The organism is Bacillus sp. ABR (genome assembly GCF_056172715.1).
In genome coordinates, this window is sequence record NZ_JAOYSL010000003.1 from 44,233 (window position 1) to 70,726 (window position 26,494).

Here is a 26,494-nt window from a genome sequence, read left to right on the forward strand (position 1 = left end):
AACAATGTTCATTTACATAATCAGTATTGTTTTTGTATCTTAATGCCTATTTAATGACAAACTTTGTATTGGGAAAATTGACCTTGTCAATGAATAGGAAGGAGTGAATTCTGCTGGGGAAGATACTTGATGCAAAAGCACTAACAAGTGCCATGGACACAAGGGCAAAACACTATCAGGAACTCCGCGAACAAATAGTAGATTTAAAACAGGCATTACAAAGTGTTGCCAATCTTGGTGATGATTTTACTGGGAAAGGTGCCGATAACATTAAAAGCTTTTATAAAGAACTAGCGGGTAATGTTGATATGTTTATCAATTTCATTGATAAGCAAAAAGCCTTTCATGAAGGTGTTTCTGGGACACTTGATGATACAAACTTTGGCGGCGACACCTTTGTAGAAGAACACTTTTTAGACAACGCAGTACATATGGGCATCAAAAATGCCAAAAGCATTGTGAAGGATCAAAAAAAGGCACTCAAAACCATTTTTCAAGACATTGATGACCTCATTTCCCTAGAGGTATTTGATAGCCAAACCTTTGATGAAAAAATAGAAGATGCGGAAGATGAACGAAAAAAGACGGTCAAAGATCTGAGAGAGCTTGATCAAAATTTAAAAGATGAATATGCTTTGTCAGAAACGGAGCAGCAAGCTACAATGGCATTGTACGCTGAAATGATGAATGCGACAAATGACGGAAAAGCGATTTCGCCTATGAATTTTGACAAGAAAGCGTATCAAAATAGCGACATCTACAAGGCAAAAAGCGATATTGAAAAGCAAACTTCTGAATATCTGAAAATCAAAAAAGAACAAGAAGAAGCCCGCGAGATCGCAAAAGAACAAGAAGCCCTCGCCAACCGTCCTTGGTATGAAAAAGCGCTCGATTACGGTGGAAATATCGTCAATGAACTGACAGGTGTGAACGATGCAAAACGTGCCGCAACAGGCGTTGATCCAATCACGGGCGAGGAACTCACCGCAGGCCAGCGAGTCGCGGCAGGCGGCATGGCAGCAGCCGGCTATATCCCAATCGTAGGCTGGGCAGGCCGCATTTTTAAAGGCGGAAAGGCGGTCTATAAAACGACTCAAGCCACAACAGCTGCAGTCAGAGCAGTCGACATCTACAAGACATCACAAAAATCCTTTGACGCCCTGAAAACGTCACAAAAAGGATTATATGGCCTCACCGTCACCAACGGTTTCAGCGAAGCAATCACAGGCCGCGATATGTTTGGAAATAAGGTCTCGAAAGAACAGCAGGAAGCGAGTATGAATGCGGCGCTTGGAATGCTTTTGCCGTTTGGAGCGAAAGGGTTTCATGGTAAAATGGGGGTTAAGGGTACGGGTGAAATTGGTTGGAATATGTCAAAAGGCGGAGGGAAAATAAATGGAAGAATGTATTCTCACCATGCTTTGGAAAGAATGGCACCTGATACTCCTGAAGTAAAAGCTACTTTAACAAGTAGAGCAATTAAAAAAGCTGAAGAATTAGGATTTAAACCACAAACAAAAGAATTTAGTGATTTTATCAAAAAATATGTTGATCCAAGAAATATTCCACCTTCAGTTATTGAAGACGCTATAATGAATACGAAAAAGATACCTGGTAATAGAAGTGGAACGTTTGTTCATGAAACTCGGGATGTCAAAGTAATTATAAATGAAGCAGGCGATGTTATCACAGTTATACCAAAATAATTAATAAAAGGATGAATACGAATGTTTATCAAGTATGATGAATATGATCTATTAGAACTTTTTCAAAGTGAGCCGGTGAGTATAACAGGCAATATAGATGATGGAGAATTAATTTATACTTACAAAGATGACCAAAATTTCAAGGTGATTTTAACTTTAGATGTATATAAGCAAACGAGTAGTCTAAGTATTACATTTAATGATTCTATAGTATTTACAGGTGATTTTAATAATGTAACAAGTATAAAAAAAGATGACAAAGCTATGGTAATGAACGTGGGCGAAGAAGAGAGGCTAAAAGTTAAATTTTATAAACAAGTTGGAGTGGAGTTACTTTAAAATAGCCTTATTGTATTAGAAAGAAATATAAAACAAATATGATATTCTCTCAGATAAATCAGTAGGTGAAGTAGTTGATACTTCTAAATATAATGTTATTGTTATCATACCTTGACTGGCTATATGCCTTTCAAGGTTTTTGTGTTTATTGGCCTTCATACCGATAAAATGGGGATCTTTTTTCCTGAGTGGGTCATCGTATGATAGAGACAAGCAAAACTAGGCACTCACAGCTTTTATGGTGATTGTTTTTTGAATGAGGGATACTTCACATCATTTTCTTTGAATATAGATCTGAAAAAAGTATAGATGTTAAACAGTGAAATAGCAGACTAATTGCTTTAACGGCGAACTTCTTCATAAGAAAATGAGGTTGGTACAATAAACAGAATAACATCCTCTAATAATGCATAGAGAATGCTGCTCTGTTTAGAAGGTGGAAATTATTTTAATTTATTTGTTCAATCAGATTCACAAATTCGAGTGAAGAAAGTGTTTCTTAACTCAATATTCCCCTTTAATTTTAAAAAATGACCCACGAATCGTTCCAGCTAGTTTAGACTTCTGCCTAGCAAATTTAAATTTTCCTTCTAATTCCTTTGGTACATCCATCCCTTCAGAAAGCTTAAAACCAACAGCGCGTTTTTTCGGGTCATCCAATGTATACAGGACGTTAATTGCAAGACCATCCTCATAAAAGACATAGGTCCATTTGATATTTTCCACTTGAAAACTTGCCGTTTCTAAAGGTTTGGCTGCAAACTCTAGTTCACGTTCTTCTTTTAACACTCGGTTCACATAATCAAGGGTCTCCTGACTTTCGCTGGCGGGTAATACTGTAAATTCATGCTTATATTTGTTCATAAAGTAGCGAGCCTCATTTGCTCTTAAGCCAGCAAGTGCTTCTGCTACAGGTGAAGACTCTAAACCAATCGTAGACACATGTTTAAAATCAACGATATAAGCCATTTCTATTCCTCCAAATCCTTCTTATTTCCGTACAACAGGAATCCACATCTCACCAAGTAATAAGTCGTTTCGCTGACCCATTTCTACCACTGCATTTGGTCCACCAACATAGGCAAAATTCTTTGCTTCAGGCAAGACTTGACCAAATGCAATACCAGTAAGCGTTTGATGCAATTCATCAGCGGTTTTAGCTTCCCCTTTAACGATTAGATATTCCCCTTTAGGAAATTGAATCACTCTGTCCGCTTCTGGTAACGATTCCTCTGTCATGACCCCGACATAATGCATCAGCTTATTATTTACCGCTTCGTTTACGATAAAAATATAGTCATTTGTGGCAATGGCTTTTAAGCTGTCAAGCTTACCTTCTTGGTTGACTGCTTGCCAAAAGTCTGCTTTTTCCTTCGTTATGCCCGCATAGTCTGTGTAATGACTCTTAAGTTCAGTTCCAATACCTAACACGTGAAAGCTGTCTTTTTCTTCTAGTATATATTCTGCCATATTCAACACTTCCTTTTCGAAAAATGAACCAAGTGATTCTGTCTTTTCACTTGATAGGTATATAATAGGCTTAAATCATGTCAAAAAATGATACTGTTTAGGGGGACCAGATGAAAAAAGTTGAACGGATTAATACCATCATGCGGTATATTAACAACCGCGCCAACTTTACAATTTCTGAAATCATGAGAGAATTTCATATCTCTCGTTCGACAGCAATTAGAGACATCAGAGAAATTGAAGCTATGGGGATGCCGCTTGTCGCAGAAGTAGGAAGAGACGGAGGATATTTTGTGATGAACAATTCTGTCCTGCCAACTGTCCGTTTTACCGATAATGAGATTAAAGCTCTTTTTATTGCCTTTATGGCCACGAGAAACCAACAACTCCCTTATTTAAAGAGTCGCCAGTCTTTAGCTGAAAAATTACTAGGACTCATCTCAGAAACCCAGCAAGATGACCTCGTTCTGTTAAATCGCCTCTTGCTATTTGAAGGGACCAACCCGAATAATCCTGATTTGCTTGATTTGTCCGATCTCCCTCACCCCATGTTAGAAAAATTAATCCAATTGCTTATTTTGGATCGATATTTACTGATTACCGTTAGAGAGGAGAAAGTGATCAAGTCCTATCCCATTTACCTTTTGAACCTTTATCGTGAAAAAAGCCTGTGGTTGATTGAAGGCTTTGATGTAAAGGAAGAGAAGAAACGGATTTTGCCTGTCGACAATCTCACAGATGTAAAACCATACTCTACAAAAAATAGATTTAGCAGGAAAAAGATATTAGAAAAACTAAGTAAGCAGGAGGAGGTAATCAACCTTGTCCTTGAACTTGGTCCAAAGGCAATTGCACAGTTCAAAAAATACCATCCTTTCAAAATGTCAATTTCTTATACGAATCCTTACCAAACTACAGCCATTTTAAAGACTTTTATCAATGTTAATTATTCAGAAGAAATAACCGAAATAACAAATTGGCTATTTTTCCTAGGTGAGGATATCAAGGTCAGGGAAATGCCTGTAGAAATCTTGGAAAGTTTACAAGAAAGACTACTACTATATTGTCCATAATCAATGCTGGTTAGACCTCGTATTAGATACATGAAGCTGAGTCGTATTTCGAACAAATCTCAATGAACCACCAATCTTACTTCCATCTTCTGTAGATCTCAGCTGCGGAAGAAAACGGTTAAAGATTTAATAAAACTCGATCAAAATTTAAAAGGTGAATATTCTTTGTTAGAGACAGAGCAGCAAACTACAATGGCATTGTAAGCCGAAATGATGAATGCGACAAATGATGGAACAGCGATTCCTATGAATTTTGACAAGAAGGCAGTTAAATACATTTTAGATAAAGGGGTTAATTTTATTGATTTCTTATGATGAAGAACTAATAAAGGATTTGGAATTAAAAGACCTTCTTAAAAGTGTCAAAGTACATAAAAATCCCGAAATTTATTTAGATTTAATAGAACAAAAATTTGATTTTGCTGGTTCAAAAATAGATTGGTTACAAACAAATAAACATTATAGTAAGAGCTCAAATAATGAATCGTTACTTCCTGATGCTCTTCTATTTATAACCGAATTAAAAGACAAATATTTAGCTAATCACTTACAAGTGATTTACATAGGGGATAACCTTACAGAGTTTGGGTATCAGTTTGAATTAAAACATTTAGAAGAGCTATTAGTCTATTTTTTAGATATCCCACAGCACCACTACTTTATATCATTAAAAGGTGATTGGTGTATTTGTATTTCATTTGAAAACGATTTGGATTTCGGATTTAGTTTAAACAAAAAATAATTTTAAACGTCACGTATAGGAAAAATAAAAGATGATAAGAAGTGAAAAAACCTTGACTGGCTTTATATCATTCAAGGTTTTTTGTGTTTATTGGTCCTCAAACACTTAAAAAAAGACAAAGGACTCTTTGCCTGAAAGCACACTCAAATGGTGTGTTTTTCTTATGAAAAGAGCACACAATCGCTGCACAGCACGTGCTGAAGACATTTGGGCTTCTTTGATGCATGTGAGTTGATTAGACTTATAAGCAAAGAGAAGAAAGGAGGAATTCCAACTGTACTTAACCAAAAGGGGCACGACTTTACTATCTATGCTGCTTCACACGACATCTTATCTATCAATAGAAGATTTACAGAATCGGATGAAAGTCTCGACTCGAACCGTTTACGCTGAAATCAAACGTATGAACAGCTGGCTGGAAACTCATCAGCTTAGTGGTGTGCAGCGAAAAGGTCAACTTGGCTATTATTTAAATCCTCTTGAGAAAGAAATCATTATTCAAAAAGCTGACACCATTCTTGTTGGTCACGATTATGAACCATGTAAAAAGGAACGAAGGGCCATCTTGCTTTTATCCATTGCATGCAGCGAGCATTGCCTAAGAATTGATGATTTCATGAAGATGACAAAGGTGAGCCGAAATACATTGCTCGAGGATATGAAACAGCTAAAAGAGGCGCTTTTAAAGCAGGAGATCACACTCCGCTATCAGGCAGCAAGCGGCTATGTGATTTTAGGAGACGAAAGGGCCATTCGATTGGCACTCAAACCTTATATACATTTCATTCGCACAATGATAAAAAACGAAAAAACGTTTCCGTCATTTTGGTTAAAGGGACCTATTTCGTCCAAACGGGTACACCATCTCCTCCAGCAGTCAGAACAAGAACTTAAGCTTGAATTTGCAGATGAGATGCTGGATCAGCTCTCTTTGGATCTCTTTTTCTACTTCAAGCGGATGAAGCTAGGGTATGCTGTACACATTTCAAACGAAGAAAAGCGAACATTGCAGGAAACAGAGGAATGCTTGGCGGCTATTCGTTTCATGGCGCAGATTCAAAAAGAGGCCAGTCTCTTTGTTCATGATGATGAGATCTATTTTCTTAGCACCCTTTGGCTCAGTGCCAAAAAACAAAAACTTCCATCAATTAAAAAACCAGAAGAACATCTCATTCGCACCATCGCTAGACAAATGATATTTGACTTTCAGCGATATGCTTGTATTTCCTTTCAAGAACCAAAAGCATTGGAGCAAAACTTAACCATGCATTTAATTCCAGCCTATTACAGGCTCATCTATCACATTGGTATAATCAACGAACTGACGGATTCTATAAAAAAAGCACAGCCAGAAGTATTTGAAATCACTCAAAAAGTTGCCTGCCATTTAGAAAAGGCGGCCTGTTCCAAGTTGAGTGACCATGAAGTTGCATATCTCACCATGCATTTTGGCAGCTGGATGAGAAGGGAAGGAATTTCATCCATTGTTAAGCGTTCTGTATACATTGTCTGCGGAGAAGGAATCGGCACAAGTAACATGCTGAAAACTCAGCTCCTCGAATTAATCGGCTACATCGAAGTACGCGGGCTGTTATCAAAGCGTGCATATGAAGAATTAGCAGCCGTTGATGCAGATTTCGTTGTGTCCACAACACCTATTTCGTTTAAAGGAAAACCAGTTCATCTCGTTCATCCTATTTTAACTGCCTATGAGAAAAAAACATTACTTCAATACGGGAAAGGCTTAGAAACGATGGTTGACGAGCAGTATGTAAACGCTTTATTCAACATCATTCAGCAGCATACCATCGTACAAAACAAACAAGCACTGCTTCATGACATTCAGGAGCTGCTTCATCCCACATATGTATCCTATCAGAAAGGGTGGAACCCAGTGTTAAACGATTTATTAACAGAACAAACCATTAAGCTCCACCAAACAGCAGACACATGGCAAGAGGCGATTACTAAAGCGGCGCAGCCTTTACTTGACCAAAATGCCATTGAAACAAGTTATGTAGAAGCCATGATTCAGTCTGTTCATCAAAATGGTCCTTATATTGTGATTGCACCACAAGTGGCCATTCCACATGCAAGGCCCGAGGATGGCGTGAACAAATTGAGCATGACACTCATGTCATTCAAACAGCCCATTTCGTTTTCAAAGGATGGCAAAAAGCAGGTGCGGCTCGTCATTGTGTTAGCCGCTATTGACAGCATGAGCCACTTGAAAGCACTCAAACAGCTGACCATGCTGTTAAGTGAAGAGAAACGGACGAAACAATTGATTGAAGCAGAAGATTTAGCATCGGTTCAAGAATTAATTGATCAATTTTCACAAGTATAAAGGGGGAAAAAGAGAATGAAAAAAATTCTAGTTGTATGTGGAAACGGGTTAGGGAGCAGCTTTATTGTAGAAATGAATGTCAAAAAAGCATTAGAAGAATTAGGTCTTGAAGCTGAGGTGGATCATACCGATCTCAGTACAAGTAAAAATGAACAAGCAGACCTTTATATCGGGGCAGCTGATATTATTGACCAACTGAATGACGGCACAAGAAATGTGGCTGGCTTAAATAATTTGTTAGACCAGAAAGCCATTAAGGACGTCCTTCGTCAACACATTTAAGTCATGAAAAAGGGGGATTCACATCATGATAGAACTGATCATGAACGATATATTGGGCACACCTGCCATTCTTATCGGTTTATTTGCTCTAGCCGGTTTACTTTTGCAGAAAAAATCAGCCGCAGATACTGTGTCAGGCACCTTGAAAACAACCATGGGCTTTTTAATATTAGGGGCGGGCGCTACAGTGGTTTCGGATTCACTCGGGGTTTTTCGAAAGATGTTTGAAGCAGCCTTTCACATTCAAGGGGTTGTGCCAAATACAGATGCTATGGCCGCCATTGCTCAAAAAGAATTCGGTACACAGACAGCACTCATTATGATTTTTGGCATGCTGGTCAATTTGTTACTTGCAAGATTCACACCCTTTAAATACGTCTTTTTGACTGGGCATCATACGTTGTATATGGCGGCTATGCTCGCCGTCGTTCTCTCAACAGCCGGCATGCACGGGTGGCTGCTCATCTCAACTGGTTCAATGATATTAGGGGCAGCTATGGTCATTGCACCCGCAATCCTTCAGCCGTTTACGAGGAAAGTCACCGGAAGCAATGATCTCGCGCTCGGACACTTCAGTACTTTCGGTTATTTTACTGCGGGAATGATCGGCAAATGGGTTGGTTCTCCAGAAAAATCAACGGAAACCATTCAAGTGCCTAAATCACTCGGTTTTCTAAGAGATACATCTGTTGCCATTTCGATTACGATGGCTTTGCTGTTCTTTGCGATTGCACCGTTTGCAGGAATTCCTTTTATAGAACAAATTAGCGGGGGCACGAACTTCGCTGTCTTCATTCTCATTCAGGCGATTACGTTTGCTGCTGGTGTGTACATTATTTTAGCAGGGGTACGGATGGCCATTGGCGAGATCGTGCCTGCTTTCAAGGGGATTGCCGATCGATTCGTGAAGGGAGCAAAGCCGGCACTTGATGCGCCAACCGTTTTTCCATTTGCGCCAAATGCGGTCATTATTGGTTTTTTATGCAGCTTTGCAGGAGGCATCGTATCCATTTTTCTTTTACCTTTGTTTGGTTTAACTGTCATTGTCCCTGGTCTTGTCCCGCACTTTTTTTGCGGTGCTACAGCAGGAGTGTATGGCAATGCAACAGGAGGGGTAAGAGGTGCTGTCGCTGGGTCCTTTGTAAATGGGTTGCTTCTTTCCTTTTTACCTGCTTGTTTATTACCTGTGCTCGGAACCCTCGGCTTTGAAGGGACAACGTTTGGAGATACAGACTTTGGTATCATCGGAATCTTAATTGGATTGATCAAGTTTTTATTTCAGCTGTAAAAAGGAGGAGACTGAGATTGACAGCCACTTTTTCACCTTCACTGATGTGCATGGATCTCACGCATTTCCGTGAACAAATTCATCTTCTCAACACGAGAGCAGACCGGTACCATGTCGATGTGATGGATGGGCATTATGTGAAGAATATGACGTTATCACCCTTTTTCATTGAACAGCTTCGGAAACTGACAAATTTACCGATTGATGTTCATCTAATGGCTGAACACCCCCAGGAATTTTTAATCGATGCATGTATTGATGCTGGCGCAACGATGATTTGTTTACATCCAGAAGTCGTGCAAAAAGATACCTTTCGAATCATCCGGCATATTCACCAAAGAAACTGTGAGGTTGGCTTTGTTCTAAATCCCACCACACCAGTTGCAGCATTAGAGTCCTTTATTCATTTAATAGACCGAGTGACGATCATGACGATCGATCCAGGCTTTGCCGGACAGCCATTTATTAAAGAAATGCTTCAGAAAATTAAACAGGTGAAAGATATCAAAAAACACGGAGGATACTCGTTTTCAATTGAAGTAGACGGCTCTTGTAATGAGAGCACGTTCCGGCTGCTTGCTGAGGCTGGAAATGAGATCTACATCATCGGCACCTCAGGTTTATTTGGACTTCATAAACAACTCGACACTGCTTGGGAAACAATGAAGCAAATATTTTCAAAAGAAACAGCTTCAATCGAATCACGTTAGTAAAAGAGAGGATGAAACCCATCCTCTTTTTTACGCAATTTTACTAAAACAACATTTACTCACCAAAACTTACCCAAAAACAAAATAAAAATCGCAAATCCACAATTGAAAGCGCTTTATTAATATGTTATCCTTCAAATATCTTTAGTAAATATTTAGTCAAATAACGATGAGGAGTTTGCCTATGACCACACTCAAAGATATTGCTCATGATGCAAAAGTGTCCGTTTCCACTGTATCCCGTGTGTTAAATGGCGATCAAACGCTTGCCGTTTCACACGCAACAAGACAAAACATCCTCGACATTGCTAAGAAGTTAAACTATACCCCAGTGAGAGCAAGAAAAGCCGATCAAGCAGAAGAAAAAAGCCCATCTGAATCCCCAGTCATCGGTATCGTTGTCGCTCAATCCATTGACGAAGAATTAAATGATCCCTTTTTTTCATCGATTCGAAAAGGAATTGAAAAAGAATATGCCAAACAAGGCCTATCCACTCTCCATACCTTTCGTCTAAGAAGCATGGATAAAGGGGCGATGCTAAAGGATATTGACGGCTTGATCGTCATTGGACGAATCAGCCCCGATACGGTTGAAAAAATGACAAATCGAATGGAACACATTGTTTTTATCAATCATTATGCAGATGAAGATTTGTATGATTGTGTACATGTGGATTTTGTCAGAGCGGCAGATCGCGCCATTCGTCATCTGCAATCACTCGGCTATTCACATCTAGGCTATATTGGCGGGAAAGAGCGGGAGCATTATTTCGAAGGCAACGCTGTGATTGAGGACGAAAGACAAACGACGTTTATGAAAAGAATGCAGGAAGCGGGCGCTCTTCATATGGAAGACATCCACATTGGTGAATACTCCATGCATGAAGGCTATACGCTTATGCAGCAAGCTATCAAAAAAGGAAAACTGCCGCAGGCCTTTTTCATTGGAAGTGACTCTATGGCAATCGGGGCAATGCGCGCTCTCCATGAAGCCGGTCTACACGTTCCTTCAGATGTATCCATTGTTGGGTTTAATGACATTGAAGCCGCATCATTTTCAAGCCCGCCGCTTACGACTGTCAAAGTATATACAGAAGAAATGGGGGAAGTCGGTCTGAAGCTTTTGCTTGAGAGAATAAACGGAAGAAAACTTCCTCTAAAAGTCGTCGTGCCAACAACACTCATCGAGCGAGGCAGTACATGTCTCATCCATGAAAGGGGGTGAACCATCGATTTCAGCAAACAAAAAAGAGACAAAAAAGCAGAAAGCAAGCTGCTTAGCATGATGGCCAGATCATGCTAAGAACAAGGCAGCCTGCCGGTATGCTCTCTTATCTCTTTGAAAAGAATAGAATTCCAGTATAATGGACTTCTTTTGTTTCCGCAACTGCATGAATTCTACCGATTATCGTCTGAATTTTCAGTGATCAAAAGGAGGAAACCATGAATAAAAAAATCATGCTGCTGACTGCAGCCATATTCTTGACCATGATTTTGTCTGCTTGCGGTAATAACGGTTCTTCTGAAGCAAATGGAAAGGTCACCTTGACGCTATTTTCAACGATGAGCAACAGCGGGGAAAGAAAAGCGTTTGAAGAAGTGATTCGTGAGTTTGAAAAGGAGCATCAACACATTCGAATCGATGCCAATTTCCCAGGCAACAGCTATGAAGATATGATCCGTGTCAAAATGGGGGCAAACGATATGCCAGACCTTTTTGATACACATGGCTGGGCCAAACTGCGCTATAGCGAGTATGTGGCAGATTTAAAAGAGATGGATTGGGTCAAACAGCTTGATCCTTCACTCGACCAGATTTTAAAGGACCAAGATGGCAAAGTGTACGCCTATCCGCTGAATCAAGCAAAAGACGGGCTTAGCTTTAATGCCAATCTATTAAATGAATATGGCATCGAAGCCCCTAAAACACTTGATGAATTAAAATCGGCTTTGCTGACAGTGAAAGAAAAAAGCAAAGGAGATGTTGTGCCGCTCTGGATACCAGGAGGAGATAACTCAAATATTGCCCAAGTCTTTGATGAGCTGGCGACGCCTTTATTAATCACCGATCAAAAACATCAATACGGAAAGGAACTTGAAAACGGATCATTTGATTGGTCTCTCTATACACCGCTTGCACAATTCATGAAAGATCTGAAAGATCAAGACCTTTTAAACAAAGATGTCCTGACAGCGAAACTCTCTCAAGCACCGGAACTCATGGCTCAAAACAAAATCGCCTTCACCTTTGTCGGAGGATCATTAGGACCTGAAGCAACAGAGCTGAATCCATCGATCAAAGTAGGCACGATGCCTGTTCCTGCCATTCATGAAGGAGATAAACAAAGCTGGATTGGCGGAGAACGGTTTACTGTCGCTGCTTGGAAGGATTCTAAGCATTTAAAAGAAGCAAAGCAATTCATCGATTTTTTAGCAAAGCCTGAAAACGCCAAAAAAATCGCAGAGGGCACATCCTCTGAAACAGCTCTAAAACAAGTGAAAGCGAAAAACTATTACTCTACATTTTACGATCAATACGAACAGGTGAAGATTGAACCGTATTTCGATCGAAAATACTTACCAAGCGGAATGTGGGCGGTCATGGCAACAACGGGTCAAGAATTATTAGCAGGCTCGATCACACCAGAACAGTTGTCAAAGAAAATGGAAGAGGAGTATAAGCGTCTGAAAAAACAATAGCCGATGGATGCTGAAACAGGAGTGAAGCCAATGAATGACATCACAAAAGCAAACCAGCCAGCCGCATTCACCTCTTTACCAAAACAAAAGATACAAAAACGCCACAATTCATCACTTTGGTGGATGTACATGCCAGCTGTTCTCGTCGTCAGTACCTTTATCATTTATCCTTTTTTGAACGGCATTCAGCTTTCTTTTACGAATTGGAACGGTTTCTCACAAACTTATCAATGGATTGGTCTTGAGCAATATGAGCGGCTGCTTCAGGATCAAGCGACATGGCTTGTTGTCAAAAACACGCTTCTCTACGGAATTGGGAGCACCATCTTACAAAATATCATCGGACTTGGATATGCGCTCTTATTAAATCAAAGCTTAAAGATGAAAGCCATCACAAGAACGGTCATCTATTTACCTGTCATGATCAGCCCGATTGCGATGGGCTATATTTGGTATTTTGTGTTTGCTTACCAAGGCGGTGCCTTAAATGATGTGGCGATGCTTTTTGGATTTGATCAAATAAATGCGCTCGGCAACCCGCAATTCAACACATGGATCATTGTGCTTGTCAACACATATCAATTCGTCGGGATTGCGATGATCATTTATTTAGCAGGACTTCAAAGTATCCCTAAGGATTATTACGAAGCGGCACAATTAGACGGCGCATCGAGCTTTCAACAATTCAGGCGGATTACATTGCCGCTGCTTATGCCGTCGATCACCATTAATGTTGTGCTGAATGTCATTGGCGGGCTCAAGCTCTTTGATGTCATTGTGGCACTCACGGGCGGCGGACCTGGAGATTCCTCGCAATCCATGTCGACCTTTATGTATGATCTGTATTTCAAACGTCAGGATGCGGGCTATGCAGCGACGCAAGGGGTGTTCATGGCGGTCATCATCCTTATCATTAGTGTCGCAGCGCTGACTTATTTCAAACGAAAGGAGACCGAGGTGTGATGGATAACGCCTATAAACGCAAGAAAAGATGGTACTCCTTCCTCGCACTATTGATTACATTGCTACACCTCATTCCATTTTATATTTTGGTGACGACTTCATTAAAGGGGATAGGAGATTTTAGTTCAAAATGGCTGTTTCCGAAAGCGCTGCACCTTGAAAACTTCCGCACAGCATGGACAGAGGCTCAGCTTGGCCAGTCCTTTTTGAATACAGTGATCATTACGTTCAGCTCCGCTGTATTGCTCATTATATTGGGATCTCTTGCAGCCTATCCGCTCGCAAGAAGGAACACCAAGCTGAATAAAGCAGTCTATGTTTTATTTATTGCCATTATGGTCATTCCGCCGCTCACAGCCCTTGTCCCGCTCTATAAAATGGTCGTTCAAATCGGGATGATGAACACCTATCAAATTGCTATTTTAAATAATGTGGCTGCTTTTTTGCCGCTGACGATTTTCTTATACGCGGGCTTTATCCGGTCGACCATTCCAAAGGAGCTTGAAGAAGCTGCCCGTATTGATGGAGCAGGGACACTCAGAGTTTTTTTCACTGTCGTTTTTCCGCTTCTAAAGCCCATTACCGCTTCTGTATTAATCATTGCCTGCGTGTATATTTGGAACGACTATCAATTTGCTATCTTCTTTTTGCAAGATAAAGAGATGCATACACTCACGGTCGCCTTATCCCATTTTTTTGGTCAAAATCAGCATCAGCTTCAGCTCGTTGGTGCAGCTGCCCTCATTGCGATGCTGCCAATGGTTACGATGTTTTTACTTTTACAAAAATATTTTATCGCAGGGCTTTCACAAGGGTCTATCAAAGGCTAGCCCAATATGGATGTAAAAAGGAGAGTCGTCTATGTCTAAAATTACATTTATCGGTGCAGGGAGTACCGTGTTTGCTAAAAATATATTAGGAGATTGTCTGTTTGTTCCCGCCCTTGCAGGCTTTGAATTCGCATTATATGATATCGACCACAACCGGCTGAAAGAATCAGAAACGATGCTACGGCATTTAAAAGCAAATTACGGTGCAAATGTGACCATCCAGTCCTATCAAAACCGGAAAGAAGCCTTAAAGGATGCGAAATATGTCATCAATGCCATCCAAGTTGGAGGCTATAGGCCAAGTACAATCATTGATTTTGAAATACCTAAAAAATATGGATTAAGACAAACGATTGCAGATACGGTAGGGATCGGTGGCATCTTCCGTTCCCTTCGAACCATTCCTGTCATGCTTGACTTTGCAAAGGATATGGAAGAGGTTTGCCCAAGTGCTTTATTGTTAAATTACACAAACCCTATGGCCACATTGACAGGTGCAATGCTGCGCTATACTCAGGTTCAAACAGTTGGTCTCTGTCATAGTGTGCAAGTGTGTACAAAGGACCTATTTGAATCTCTTGAAATGAAACATGAAGGCATTGAAGAAAAAATCGCCGGCATTAACCATATGGCATGGTTATTAGAGGTAAAACGGGATGGTAAAGATTTGTATCCAGAAATCAAAAGACGAGCAAAAGAAAAGCAGCAATTGCGGCATCATGATATGGTTCGTTTTGAACTAATGGATAAATTCGGCTACTATGTCACAGAATCCTCAGAACACAATGCCGAATACCATCCATATTTCATCAAATCACGCTACCCTGAACTAATCGGTCAGTTTAACATTCCGCTTGATGAATACCCGAGACGCTGCGAGGAACAAATCAACAATTGGAATACAATGAAGCATGACCTTGTAGGAAACACACAGATCACACATACCCGCTCTAAAGAATATGGTTCACGTATCATTGAAGCGATCGAAACGAACGTTCCCTTTAAATTTGGCGGAAATGTTCTAAACACTGGCGGGCTCATTGACAACCTGCCTGAAAAAGCCTGTGTAGAAGTACCATGTGTCGCAGATCGAAGCGGCATCATGCCATGCTATGTCGGAGAAATACCTGAACAATTGGCTGGACTCAATCGAACGAATATCAGCTCACAGCTGATGACCATTGAAGCAGCAATCAGCGGTAAAAAAGAACACATTTATCAAGCGGCTCTTCTGGATCCACACACAAGCGCTGAATTATCAATTGATGACACCATTAAATTATGTGATGAACTCATTGAAGCACATGGAGAGATGCTGCCAAATTATATAGAACCAAATCAATATGCCGCATCAACCAAATAATATCAATGAACCAGCCTCTACCTGATGCACAGCGCATCAGGTTTTTCTTATGAAGCAAAAAGAAGATTGACTGAGGGCCATTTTCATATTATGATTTTCCTGAAGTTAACCAACAGTTAATCAAAAAAACATCATGAATTTTTGGCATTCTCGTGTCATATGTCACAAACAAACCAGATGATCACAACGTAAACCAAAACTGCCGTTTGATTTGACAAAGAGTGTATACAGATGAATGCCCGTTAGATGAGACAATGACGATACATACACACCCTTTAAGCATGACATTCTTTAACAAAGAGGAGAGAGGGAACATGACCAAAACAGATGTACAAATGTTGAAAAATTATATTGGCGGACAATGGATTGAGGCAGAAACAAGTCAAACAGAATCAGTGTATAACCCAGCTACTGGCGAAATCATCGCGGAAGTGCCGCTTTCAACAAAAACAGATGTTGAACGTGCGGTACAAGCAGCACAGGAAGCGTTTACTACTTGGTCTAAAACTGCTGTTCCCCGGCGTGCACGCATTTTATTTAAATACCAGCAGTTACTCGTTGAGAACTGGGATGAGCTGGCTGAACTCGTAACGATTGAAAACGGAAAAAGTGTAACAGAGGCAAAAGGAGAAGTGCAGCGCGGGATTGAATGTGTGGAATTTGCTGCGGGCGCACCGACGTTAATGATGGGAAAACAGCTGCCAGATATTGCGACTGGACTTGAATCAGGCATGTACCGCTATCCAATTGGCGTCATCGGCGGCATTACGCCATTTAACTTTCCAATGATGGTTCCATGCTGGATGTTCCCGCTTGCCATTGCCTGCGGAAATACGTTTGTTTTAAAACCTTCAGAACGAACACCTATTCTTGCGGCACGGTTAGCTGAGCTGTTTGAAGAAGCGGGTCTTCCAAAAGGTGTTCTCAACATCGTCAATGGAGCTCACGATGTCGTCAACGGACTGCTTGAACATCAAAAGGTCAAAGCCATATCATTTGTCGGCTCTCAGCCAGTCGCTGAATATGTCTATAAAAAAGGAACGGAGCATGGCAAACGTGTCCAAGCACTTGCAGGCGCAAAGAATCACTCCATTGTCCTCAAAGATGCGGATTTAGACGCGGCAACGAAACAAATCATCGGGGCTGCCTTCGGATCAGCAGGAGAGCGCTGCATGGCCGCAGCCGTTGTTGCAGTGGAAGAAGAAGTGGCTGATGAGTTGATTCAAAAATTAGTGGATGAATCAAACGAGCTCGTCATTGGAAACGGAATTAATGAAGAGGTCTTTCTTGGGCCAGTCATTCGAAAGGAACATAAAGAACGAACGCTTCAATACATCCAGTCAGGGATTGAAGAAGGAGCAAGCCTCATTCGTGATGGCCGGCAAGACCACGAAACAAATGGAGAAGGGTATTTCGTCGGACCGACGATCTTTGATCATGTCACAAATCAAATGAAAATTTGGCAGGACGAGATTTTCGCCCCAGTCTTATCAATTGTCCGTGTTTCTTCATTAGCAGAAGCCATCGACCTGTCCAATCAATCAAAATTTGCGAATGGTGCCTGTCTGTATACGGACAGTGCATCAAGCATAAGAGAGTTTCGCGAAAACATCGAAGCGGGCATGCTCGGTGTAAACATCGGTGTACCCGCACCAATGGCATTCTTCCCGTTTTCCGGCTGGAAGGATTCTTTCTACGGGGACTTGCATGCCAATGGAACAGACGGAGTGGAGTTTTACACAAGAAAGAAAATGGTCACCGCTCGTTATATGTAAGCTATATGCAATGAATCATAAGAAGAAAAAATGCAGCCCCAGCATGGGAGACTGCATTTTTTGTTGTCTTCTAGTCAAAAAGTAAGGGTTTTCATCATGATTACTGCAAGGGTTTACACTAGAAATCATTCTTTATATTCATTCTTCATCAGTACCTCTCAACATATTTTGAAATTGGGCCTAAACCCCAATATTAGGAAGATGAAAACAGGAGGAAATGAAACGATGAGGACGAGGATGAAGTGCGGCGTTGGTTTATTGATTCTTGCTTTGGTACTGAGCTTTTTACCGGTATATGATGCGAGTGCGGCAAGCACAACAATTGCAAAACGTGTAGGAAATGCCAACCCACTCATAGACCACCACTTGGGCGCTGATCCATTTGCGCTCACCTATAACGGAAGAGTGTACATTTATATGTCGAGTGATGACTATGAATATCACAGCAACGGAACGATTAAGGATAATTCTTTTGCCAATTTGAATAGGGTCTTTGTCATCTCTTCAGCAGATATGGTGAACTGGACAGATCATGGCGCGATTCCAGTAGCTGGGGCAAATGGAGCAAATGGCGGCAAAGGAATTGCCAAATGGGCAGGTGCTTCCTGGGCTCCATCAGCAGCGGTGAAAAAAATCAATGGGAAGGATAAATTTTTCCTTTATTTCGCGAACAGCGGCGGAGGGATTGGCGTTCTGACAGCAGACTCCCCCATCGGTCCATGGACAGATCCTATCGGAAAAGCACTCGTCACGCCAAATACACCAGGGATGGCTGGAGTTGTATGGCTTTTTGATCCTGCCGTTTTTGTAGATGATGACGGCACTGGTTATCTATATGCCGGCGGAGGTGTTCCAGGCGGTTCTAATCCCACGCAGGGACAATGGGCGAATCCTAAAACAGCAAGAGTTCTAAAACTAGGACCTGATATGACAAGTGTGGTAGGCAGCGCATCAACGATTGATGCTCCTTTTATGTTTGAAGATTCGGGGATGCATAAGTATAACGGAACCTATTACTATTCCTATTGCATCAACTTTGGCGGCTCCCACCCAGCAGATAAACCACCTGGTGAGATCGGTTATATGACGAGCTCAAGTCCGATGGGTCCCTTTACGTATAGAGGGCACTTCCTGAAAAATCCGGGTGCATTTTTCGGGGGAGGCGGTAATAACCATCATGCTGTGTTCAATTTTAAAAACGAGTGGTATGTCGTGTATCATACCCAAACGGTCAGCTCTGCTTTATACGGAGCAGGAAAAGGCTACAGATCTCCGCATATTAATAAGCTTGTGCATAATGCTGACAGCTCCCTTCGAGAAGTCGCAGCCAATTTTGAAGGGGTTAAACAGCTTTCCAACCTGAATCCTTATCAGCGGGTAGAAGCTGAAACATTTGCTTGGAATGGACGCATTTTAACAGAGGCATCTTCAGCTCCAGGCGGACCGGTCAATAACCAGCATGTCACAAACATTCAAAACGGAGATTGGGTGGCTGCCAGTAACGTCGATTTCGGATCAAACGGTGCGAGAACATTTAAAGCCAATGTAGCGTCAAATACAGGCGGGAAAATAGAAGTACGCCTCGGAAGTCCTGACGGCAGACTCGTCGGAACACTGAATGTCCCTTCTACAGGGGGAACAAATAACTGGCGAGAAGTAGAAACGGCAGTAAACGGAGCAGCAGGCGTGCACAACGTATTTTTTGTTTTTACTGGAACAGGTGCAAACCTATTTCAATTTGATTCCTGGCAGTTTACTCAAAGGTAACGAAGAAAGACAAGATGATAGGAGAGTGGAAGAATTTGATGTCAATGATCAAAAAACCAATCTGCACTTTATTGATCTGCTTCACCATGCTGTCTGTCATGTTCATCGGACCTGGCGTGACTGAGGTTTCAGCAGCAGATGCCAATATTAATATCAATGCGGAAAGACAAGTGATTCGCGGCTTTGGTGGAATGAATCATCCGGCTTGGATTGGTGATTTGACCGCACCTCAAAGGGAAACCGCCTTTGGCAATGGGCAGAATCAATTAGGATTTTCCATTCTAAGAATTTTTGTAGATGAGAACAGAAATAATTGGCACAGAGAGGTCGCCACTGCCAAAAGAGCAATAGAGCATGGAGCTTTGGTGATCGCTTCACCTTGGAATCCTCCAAGCAATATGGTAGAGACCTTCAACCGGAATGGTACATCTGCAAAGCGGCTGAGATACAATCAATACGCCGCATATGCTCAGCATCTGAACGATTTTGTGACGTATATGAAAAATAATGGCGTCAATCTCTATGCTATATCTGTACAAAATGAGCCCGATTATGCACACGAATGGACATGGTGGACTCCTCAGGAAATCCTGCGTTTCATGAGAGAAAATGCTGGCTCCATTAATGCCCGCGTGATCGCACCAGAATCCTTTCAATACCTTAAAAATATATCAGATCCTATCCTAAACGATCCGCAGGCGCTTGGAAACATGGACATTCTCGGAGCCCATTTGTACGGAACCCAAATCAGTCAGCTTCCGTATCCTCTTTTCAAACAAAAGGGCGGGGGAAAGGAGCTTTGGATGACAGAGGTCTACTACCCGAATAGCGATAACAATTCAGCGGACCGCTGGCCTGAGGCATTAGGGGTTTCAGAGCATATTCACCATTCGATGGTAGAAGGGGACTTTCAGGCATATGTTTGGTGGTACATCCGCAGATCCTACGGCCCTATGAAGGAAGATGGCCTGATCAGTAAACGCGGTTACAACATGGCGCATTTCTCCAAGTTTGTACGCCCAGGATACATCAGAATTGATGCAACGAAAAGTCCTGAACCGAATGTTTTCGTATCAGCCTATAAAGGAAACAATCAGGTCGTCATTGTCGCGATTAACAAAAACAATACAGGAGTCAATCAGCACTTTGTGATGCAAAACGGAACTGCTTCACAAGCGTCAAGATGGATCACAAGCAGCAACAGCAACCTTCAGCCTGGTACAGACTTAAATATATCAGGTAATCAATTTTGGGCTCATCTCCCGGCTCAAAGTGTGACAACATTTGTGGTCAAACGCTAGAATGAATTGAACCACCAAAAGCCAATTTTCTCATTTCAAAAGAAAATTGGCTTTTTTTATGCAAATAGGAAGTTGATTTTTTCACTATGTCCTTACATTGGGTATAATAATGGCAATGACTTCAGGAGAGTGATCAATGTATGCCAAAGCTTCAAAGCAAAGTATTAATGATCGATGACGAAAAAGAAATCTTGGAATTAATTAACACTGTATTAACAAGAGAAGGCATTGATCGCGTCATCACAGCTTCAACTGCTCGTGATGGGCTTGCAAAATTTCATCAAGAACAACCCGATCTTGTCATACTTGATATTATGCTGCCAGACGGTGAAGGCTATGATATTTGCAGACAAATCAGAGAGACCTCCCATGTTCCGATTATCTTTTTATCAGCAAAGGGAGAAGAATCCGACAAAATTGTAGGACTTGCCATCGGCGGAGATGACTACATTACAAAACCATTCAGTCCAAAGGAAGTCGCCTACCGGGTGAAAGCGCAGCTGAGAAGGATCTCATACTTACAGTCAACTCAAGCCGATCCCGTGATCAAAAAAGGGCCGTTTGAGTTAAACGAGCAGCAAGCAGAACTGACTAAAAATGGAGCGGTCATTGAGCTCACGCCGAAAGAGCTTCTGCTGATGACCTACTTCTTGCAGCATCCGAACCGCGTCATCAGTAAAGAAACGCTTTATCAAACCGTTTGGGGGGAAGACTTCTTCGGTTCTGACAATACGGTAATGGTTCACATCCGAAGACTACGGGAAAAAATAGAGGATTCCCCGTCAACACCAGAGTTTCTCGTCACTGTCAAAGGGCTTGGTTATAAATTTGTTGTAAAGGATGCGTAAAGATGAAATGGCGATTAACAGGCAGGTATATGGTCTCTGTCATTATCGTGACCATTATCACGGTCTTTATCAACTTATTCGGATTTATGATTTGGCTCGTACTTCAGGCAAACAGCCAGCATAACGAGGAAAATACGCCCGAAACCTTCACAAGATCATTTGAACAATACGTCTCTTTTTCTGATCAAGGAATTACCGTAAACAAAGAAGGGCAGAAAGCCTTAAAACAACAGAATGCATGGATTCAAATTTTAGACGAAAATGGCCAAGACGTGTATCATGCGCAGGCACCTAAAGGATTAAAGAACAAATATACACCGATAGAAATCGTGAACTTACATAAATATAAAGATAAGCAATTATTATCGACCATTTATGCTGGCGGAAAAAAAGTAAAGGGCAAAGAATATAGCTACTTTATCGGATTTAAAGACCCTTCCATCGGAAAGTACCTATTCTCGTTTGACACGAAGGACTTAGTAACAAGATTCAATATCGGGACGATGATTTTATTATCAATTGATGCCATCATAGCGTTACTCATTGGTTACTTATTCAGCAGGCAGCTCACAAAACCGCTCGCCCGTGCCATTCATAGCATCCAGCGGCTGGCAAACGGCGATTACACGACAAATCTGCCTGCTAAAGGAATTTATAAAGATGTCTTCTATAATGTCAATCACTTATCAGAGCAGCTCGCTTCAAGCAAAAAAGAAAAAGACAAACTAGAGCAAATGCGGGAAGAATGGATCAGCCATATTTCTCATGATATTAAAACGCCGCTAGCTTCTATTCAAGGCTATGCAGAAATCATGAAAGACCCAAAGTATCCTCTTTCAAACCAGGACATTAGACATTACGCGGGCATCATTGAGAATAAATCATTGTATATCAAAGATGTCATGGAGGATCTGAATTTAACAACAAGGCTGAAAAATAACGGCGTCATGCTAAATAAAGAGCTGGTCAACATTGTGTCACTGTTGCGGGAAACGTTAATTGATATTTTAAACGATTCAAGATATGTGGATCAGACGATTGAGCTTCAAACGAATGAAGACAAGCTCATGCTGAATATTGATAAAATCCTCATTCGAAGAGCGGTCACCAATCTGATTTTAAATGCCCTCGTTCACAATGATCCTGATGTGACGATCATTGTACAGCTTGAACAAAAAGAAAGAACGTATATTACGATTCAAGACAACGGCAGAGGAATAGAAGAGGCAGAGCTGGAAAAAGTGTTTGACCGCTATTACAGAGGGACGAATACAGGAGTTTCGCATGCAGGCTCTGGTCTTGGGATGGCTATTGCAAAGGATATTATCGTCAAGCACGGCGGGGATATCACGATCCGTAGCAGTGTAGGAAAAGGAACAACAATTGACATCCAACTACCAGCATGAAAACATACAAAAAAAACGGTTCTGATCAACAACAGAACCGTTTTTTCATCTATTATTTATTCTGAAAACACTTTGATGCCTTTCACAATGTTCCAAATGAAGAAGTAGATAGCAACAAGGAATGTTACTGCATATGTCGCAATTAAGAAAGGCCCCGCATGGCTGATATCTTTCATACCAAGTAAACCTGAACCAAGGATGCCAATACCAAAAATCAAATAAGGAATAATATGCGTCCATAATGATTTTTTCGCATGATATTTCACGTCGTCCTGACCTAAGAAATAGACGATAATTGGGAACAAAAATGGTGCAAAAAAGATACTAAAGTAACATAATGAAGACAAGATTTTATTTTCTCTCAAAACGTTTCACCTCTATGATTTATTCACTACAAACCCATTGTACTATCTGAACCTTAACCTGTATTAATCCGAACCTTACAGCAACCTTAAACTTATTTACCTTTTAAAATAATTTATAAACGACATACTATAATATAGGTATTTAAATCTATCTTACCGAAAAAAATAGTTGACTTTGGTTTATCCTGTGTTTACAATAAAGTCGTAACCGATGCAGGAGTGTTACTGATATCATCAGGCACCACCAAGTCAGGTAAACATGTTGTACATTTGTACGTTGTTTGCTGAGATTTTGGTGTTTTTTTATGCTTTTTTTAGCAGTTTTAGGTAAGGTGGGATGAAGATGTTCACCGTCGTTAAAGTTTTAAACAATAATATCGTATTGGCTCTAACAGACACGCAAAATGAAGTAGTTGTTTTTGGTACAGGAATAGGCTTTAAGAAGAAAAAAGGTGATACTCTTGATGAGAGCGCTGTCAGTAAGACATTTTATTCTGATCAGACGTCTCCATTAGAATCTCAACTTGCCGCTATCCCAACTGATATCCTTTTATTAACTGAAAAAATCATTCATATGGGCGAAGAGATATTGAATAAAAAATTAGGTTCCAGCATGCTGTTTTCGCTATCTGATCATCTTACCTTTTCAATTCAAAGGCATCAAGAAAAAATGGAATATGAAAACCCTATCGTATGGGAAATTCCACATCTATATTTTCAAGAATATCAAATTGGGAAAAAAGCACTTAAAATTATTCAAAAAATGATGGGAATTTCCTTTGAAGATACAGAAGCTTCACTCATTGCCCTTCATTTTGTAAACGCTCAAATAGATGGTCAGTCTATGGGAGATACGATCAAAATGACCCATCTCACGAAGGAAATCGTTAAGATTATTCAAAACATTTTCGAGATGGTATTAGATAAATCATCGATAGATTATTCGAGGTTTATCACTCATTTGAGATATTTTATTGTCAGACAAGAAACAAATCAACCGCCTCAGCAGATGGATGATTCATTAAAAGAATTAATTCAGGATCGTTATATGAAGAGCTATGCATGCGGTTTGATTATTAAAGAAATGTTAAAGCGTGAATTTAATTGGAATGTCACAGAAGACGAACTTGTTTTTCTAGTCATTCATATTGAAAGAATCACAAAGAAACATCAACAGAATACATGATTTCTTTTAGGCGTGTTATGAAAAAGCATTAACCTAAACAAATCTCCATTTAGAAGAATGGTCTTTCTAATGGTGGATTTTGTTTAGGTTTTTTTTGTGAAAATGAAGGGGTGAAGACATGAAAAACAAAGAATTGGCGCAAGAAATTATCAAATTAATCGGCGGAACAGGCAATATATCTCAAAGCTGGCATTGTATTACGAGGCTGAGATTTAATATCAACGATGAAAAACAGGTAAAAGTAGATGAACTGAAAACAGTAGATGGAGTGCTCGGAGCGCAATTCCAAAGCGGACAATTCCAAGTCATTATTGGAGCAAAAGTTGCAGAAGTCTATGAGGAAATCGACCAATTGATTGGTGACAGCAGCAATGATTCTTCTACTGCTAAAAATACGTCAAAGATGAATCCAATCGAAGTCGTATTCGATGTCATTAGCGGAATTTTCACACCGATTTTGCCGGCGATTGTTGGTAGTGGATTGATTAAAGGGATCATGGCTTTGTTCGTTAGTTTAGGCTGGCTGACAGAAAAAAGCTCTACCTATGCTGTACTACAAATCTTTTCAAATGCTGTCTTTTACTTTTTACCTTTCCTCATTGCTTATTCTGCAGCGAAGAAATTTAAAACACGAGAATCTCTCGCGATGGCACTCGCTGGGATTTTATTGTATCCCACGATGGTGGAAGGGGCAGCAAAAGGGGCAGATCCACTTAGTTTTTTAGGATTGAGTATTCCATTAAATAATTATACTTCTTCCGTTTTACCGATTATTTTAGGAGTACTGCTACTTAGCTTTATCGATAAGTGGATAACGAAAGTCATTCCAAAATCTTTAAGCATCGTATTTACACCGGTACTGAGCTTAATGATCACAGCGCCTCTTACACTAGCTTTCATAGCGCCTATTGGAAACGTTTTCGGTCAGTATTTAGAGATCTTTTTCACTTCTTTATTCCATTTTGCTGGACCGATTGCAGGTTTATTAATGGGAGGCCTCATGCCTTTAATTGTGCTAACTGGGATGCATTATGCATTCTTCCCTAGCACGTTTGCCAGCTTTGAAAAAGTTGGATACGATGTCATGCTGCTTCCGATGAACTTTATTGCCAATATGGCACAAGCAGGCGCCGTTTTAGGAGTCATCATTCGCACAAAACGAGTAGAAACAAGGTCTTTGGCATTATCAACATTGCTTCCGAGTTTCTTTGGTATCACAGAACCAGCCATTTATGGAGTCACACTGAGATTGAAAAAGCCTTTCTATGCTTCATTAATTGGCGGGGCAGTTGGCGGATGTTTTTATGGTTTATTTTCAGTCAAAACGACAGCATTTTCAATTCCAGGTATTACATCTCTGCCAACTTACATTATGAAAGGCACAAACAATTTCCAGCTCGCTTTAATTGGAATAGCGCTGAGCTTTTTGGTCTCACTGCTTGTCACTATGTTCCTTGGTTTTAAAGAACCTGCCACAAAAGAAGAAGGTCAGCCGCTAAAACAAGGAAAGTCATCTAAAGATTCAGAGCATGCAGTCAATCAACAAGCTGCCAGACAAGTAAATCCTTATGAAGTACAAGCACCTATAACTGGTCAGGTCGTTCCTTTATCTGAAGTCAATGATGCCGTCTTCTCAAGCGAAATGATGGGCAAGGGAGTAGCGATTATGCCTGATAAGGGGGTGGTACAAGCACCGTTTTCCGGAAAAGTAGTGACCGTTACACCTACTAAACATGCAATAGGTTTGGTTTCAGATGATGGGATTGAATTATTAATACATGTAGGGATTGATACCGTCAGCCTAAATGGTCAATTCTTTGAGGTATTGGTGGAAGAAGGAGATGAAATCAACATCGGGGATCATTTATTATCATTTGATATAGAAGGAATTCAATCAAAAGAATTAAATGTTGTGACACCTATTATCGTCACTAATTCCTCGAAGTACCTAGATGTCATCCATACAGGTGACTCTTATGTCAACGCAGGAGAAAATAAACTCTTAATGCTCATTCATTAATCATAAATAGAAG

At 40.7% G+C, this 26,494-nt stretch carries 23 protein-coding genes and 1 pseudogene; 21 read left to right on the forward strand and 3 right to left on the reverse strand.

What is annotated here, in order from left to right; all coding sequences use genetic code 11:
• Positions 1-152 precede the first annotated feature (152 nt).
• Positions 153-1,706, forward strand: a complete 1,554-nt coding sequence (locus OIT90_RS10305; RefSeq protein WP_474892520.1) for a ribonuclease YeeF family protein — start codon at positions 153-155, stop codon at positions 1,704-1,706.
• Positions 1,707-1,727: 21 nt separating this feature from the next.
• Complete coding sequence (locus OIT90_RS10310) at positions 1,728-2,045, forward strand: hypothetical protein (RefSeq protein ID WP_039179063.1); 318 nt, start codon at positions 1,728-1,730, stop codon at positions 2,043-2,045.
• A 504-nt stretch (positions 2,046-2,549) separates the two neighbouring features.
• Here the strand turns inward: OIT90_RS10310 and OIT90_RS10315 are convergent.
• The gene (locus OIT90_RS10315) at positions 2,550-3,014 is read right to left on the reverse strand and encodes a hypothetical protein (protein WP_064498541.1); all 465 of its coding nucleotides are present in this window, start codon (positions 3,012-3,014) and stop codon (positions 2,550-2,552) included.
• A 21-nt stretch (positions 3,015-3,035) separates the two neighbouring features.
• Positions 3,036-3,515, reverse strand: coding sequence for a GyrI-like domain-containing protein (locus OIT90_RS10320; RefSeq protein WP_228279903.1), 480 nt, complete (start codon positions 3,513-3,515; stop codon positions 3,036-3,038).
• A gap of 110 nt (positions 3,516-3,625) precedes the next feature.
• Here OIT90_RS10320 and OIT90_RS10325 point away from each other — a divergent pair, with 110 nt between their 5' ends.
• From OIT90_RS10325 to OIT90_RS10405, 17 genes and pseudogenes are all read left to right on the forward strand, one after another.
• Complete coding sequence (locus OIT90_RS10325) at positions 3,626-4,588, forward strand: helix-turn-helix transcriptional regulator (RefSeq protein WP_268464485.1); 963 nt, start codon at positions 3,626-3,628, stop codon at positions 4,586-4,588.
• A gap of 105 nt (positions 4,589-4,693) precedes the next feature.
• A pseudogene (locus OIT90_RS10330) lies at positions 4,694-4,855 on the forward strand (T7SS effector LXG polymorphic toxin); the annotation flags it as partial.
• 34 nt (positions 4,856-4,889) lie between these two features.
• A complete protein-coding gene (locus OIT90_RS10335; RefSeq protein ID WP_059375275.1) occupies positions 4,890-5,330 on the forward strand; it encodes a hypothetical protein in 441 nt (146 codons plus the stop codon).
• A gap of 274 nt (positions 5,331-5,604) precedes the next feature.
• Positions 5,605-7,677, forward strand: a complete 2,073-nt coding sequence (locus OIT90_RS10340; protein WP_474892617.1) for a BglG family transcription antiterminator — start codon at positions 5,605-5,607, stop codon at positions 7,675-7,677.
• A gap of 15 nt (positions 7,678-7,692) precedes the next feature.
• Positions 7,693-7,959 carry a PTS sugar transporter subunit IIB gene (locus tag OIT90_RS10345; RefSeq protein ID WP_099663319.1) on the forward strand — a complete coding sequence of 89 codons (267 nt, stop codon included), beginning with the start codon at positions 7,693-7,695 and terminating at the stop codon, positions 7,957-7,959.
• A 25-nt stretch (positions 7,960-7,984) separates the two neighbouring features.
• Positions 7,985-9,247, forward strand: a complete 1,263-nt coding sequence (locus OIT90_RS10350; RefSeq protein ID WP_039179039.1) for a PTS ascorbate transporter subunit IIC — start codon at positions 7,985-7,987, stop codon at positions 9,245-9,247.
• A gap of 17 nt (positions 9,248-9,264) precedes the next feature.
• On the forward strand, positions 9,265-9,957 hold the full coding sequence (alsE, locus tag OIT90_RS10355; protein ID WP_474892521.1) for a D-allulose 6-phosphate 3-epimerase: 693 nt from the start codon (positions 9,265-9,267) through the stop codon (positions 9,955-9,957).
• 184 nt (positions 9,958-10,141) lie between these two features.
• Positions 10,142-11,182 (forward strand): LacI family DNA-binding transcriptional regulator, encoded by a 1,041-nt coding sequence (locus tag OIT90_RS10360; protein WP_041085192.1) that lies wholly within the window; start codon positions 10,142-10,144, stop codon positions 11,180-11,182.
• A gap of 218 nt (positions 11,183-11,400) precedes the next feature.
• Complete coding sequence (locus OIT90_RS10365; RefSeq protein ID WP_144491273.1) at positions 11,401-12,657, forward strand: ABC transporter substrate-binding protein; 1,257 nt, start codon at positions 11,401-11,403, stop codon at positions 12,655-12,657.
• A gap of 30 nt (positions 12,658-12,687) precedes the next feature.
• Positions 12,688-13,620 carry a carbohydrate ABC transporter permease gene (locus OIT90_RS10370; protein ID WP_474892522.1) on the forward strand — a complete coding sequence of 311 codons (933 nt, stop codon included), beginning with the start codon at positions 12,688-12,690 and terminating at the stop codon, positions 13,618-13,620.
• Positions 13,620-14,450, forward strand: a complete 831-nt coding sequence (locus tag OIT90_RS10375; protein WP_144491271.1) for a carbohydrate ABC transporter permease — start codon at positions 13,620-13,622, stop codon at positions 14,448-14,450. The genes OIT90_RS10370 and OIT90_RS10375 overlap by 1 nt, the downstream gene beginning before the upstream one ends.
• 31 nt (positions 14,451-14,481) lie before the next feature.
• Positions 14,482-15,813: an alpha-glucosidase/alpha-galactosidase gene (melA, locus tag OIT90_RS10380; RefSeq protein ID WP_041085189.1), complete on the forward strand. Its 1,332-nt coding sequence runs from the start codon at positions 14,482-14,484 to the stop codon at positions 15,811-15,813.
• A gap of 314 nt (positions 15,814-16,127) precedes the next feature.
• Positions 16,128-17,588 (forward strand): CoA-acylating methylmalonate-semialdehyde dehydrogenase, encoded by a 1,461-nt coding sequence (locus tag OIT90_RS10385; RefSeq protein WP_039179026.1) that lies wholly within the window; start codon positions 16,128-16,130, stop codon positions 17,586-17,588.
• Between the two features lie 225 nt (positions 17,589-17,813).
• Positions 17,814-19,355 carry a glycoside hydrolase family 43 protein gene (locus tag OIT90_RS10390; protein ID WP_474892523.1) on the forward strand — a complete coding sequence of 514 codons (1,542 nt, stop codon included), beginning with the start codon at positions 17,814-17,816 and terminating at the stop codon, positions 19,353-19,355.
• A gap of 35 nt (positions 19,356-19,390) precedes the next feature.
• Complete coding sequence (gene xynC, locus OIT90_RS10395) at positions 19,391-20,656, forward strand: glucuronoarabinoxylan endo-1,4-beta-xylanase XynC (RefSeq protein WP_039179020.1); 1,266 nt, start codon at positions 19,391-19,393, stop codon at positions 20,654-20,656.
• 140 nt (positions 20,657-20,796) lie between these two features.
• Entirely contained in the window at positions 20,797-21,504 is a 708-nt protein-coding gene (locus tag OIT90_RS10400; protein WP_047203160.1) for a response regulator transcription factor, read from the forward strand.
• Between the two features lie 2 nt (positions 21,505-21,506).
• A complete protein-coding gene (locus OIT90_RS10405; RefSeq protein WP_474892524.1) occupies positions 21,507-22,910 on the forward strand; it encodes a sensor histidine kinase in 1,404 nt (467 codons plus the stop codon).
• Positions 22,911-22,966: 56 nt separating this feature from the next.
• Here the strand turns inward: OIT90_RS10405 and OIT90_RS10410 are convergent, their stop codons facing one another.
• Positions 22,967-23,275, reverse strand: coding sequence for a magnetosome magnetite crystal formation protein family (locus OIT90_RS10410; protein WP_039179010.1), 309 nt, complete (start codon positions 23,273-23,275; stop codon positions 22,967-22,969).
• 343 nt (positions 23,276-23,618) lie between these two features.
• Between OIT90_RS10410 and OIT90_RS10415 the strand changes: the two genes are divergently transcribed.
• Both OIT90_RS10415 and OIT90_RS10420 read left to right on the forward strand, forming a co-directional pair.
• Positions 23,619-24,461, forward strand: coding sequence for a PRD domain-containing protein (locus OIT90_RS10415; protein ID WP_144464648.1), 843 nt, complete (start codon positions 23,619-23,621; stop codon positions 24,459-24,461).
• Positions 24,462-24,579: 118 nt separating this feature from the next.
• Entirely contained in the window at positions 24,580-26,481 is a 1,902-nt protein-coding gene (locus tag OIT90_RS10420) for a beta-glucoside-specific PTS transporter subunit IIABC (RefSeq protein WP_144491268.1), read from the forward strand.
• Positions 26,482-26,494 lie beyond the last annotated feature (13 nt).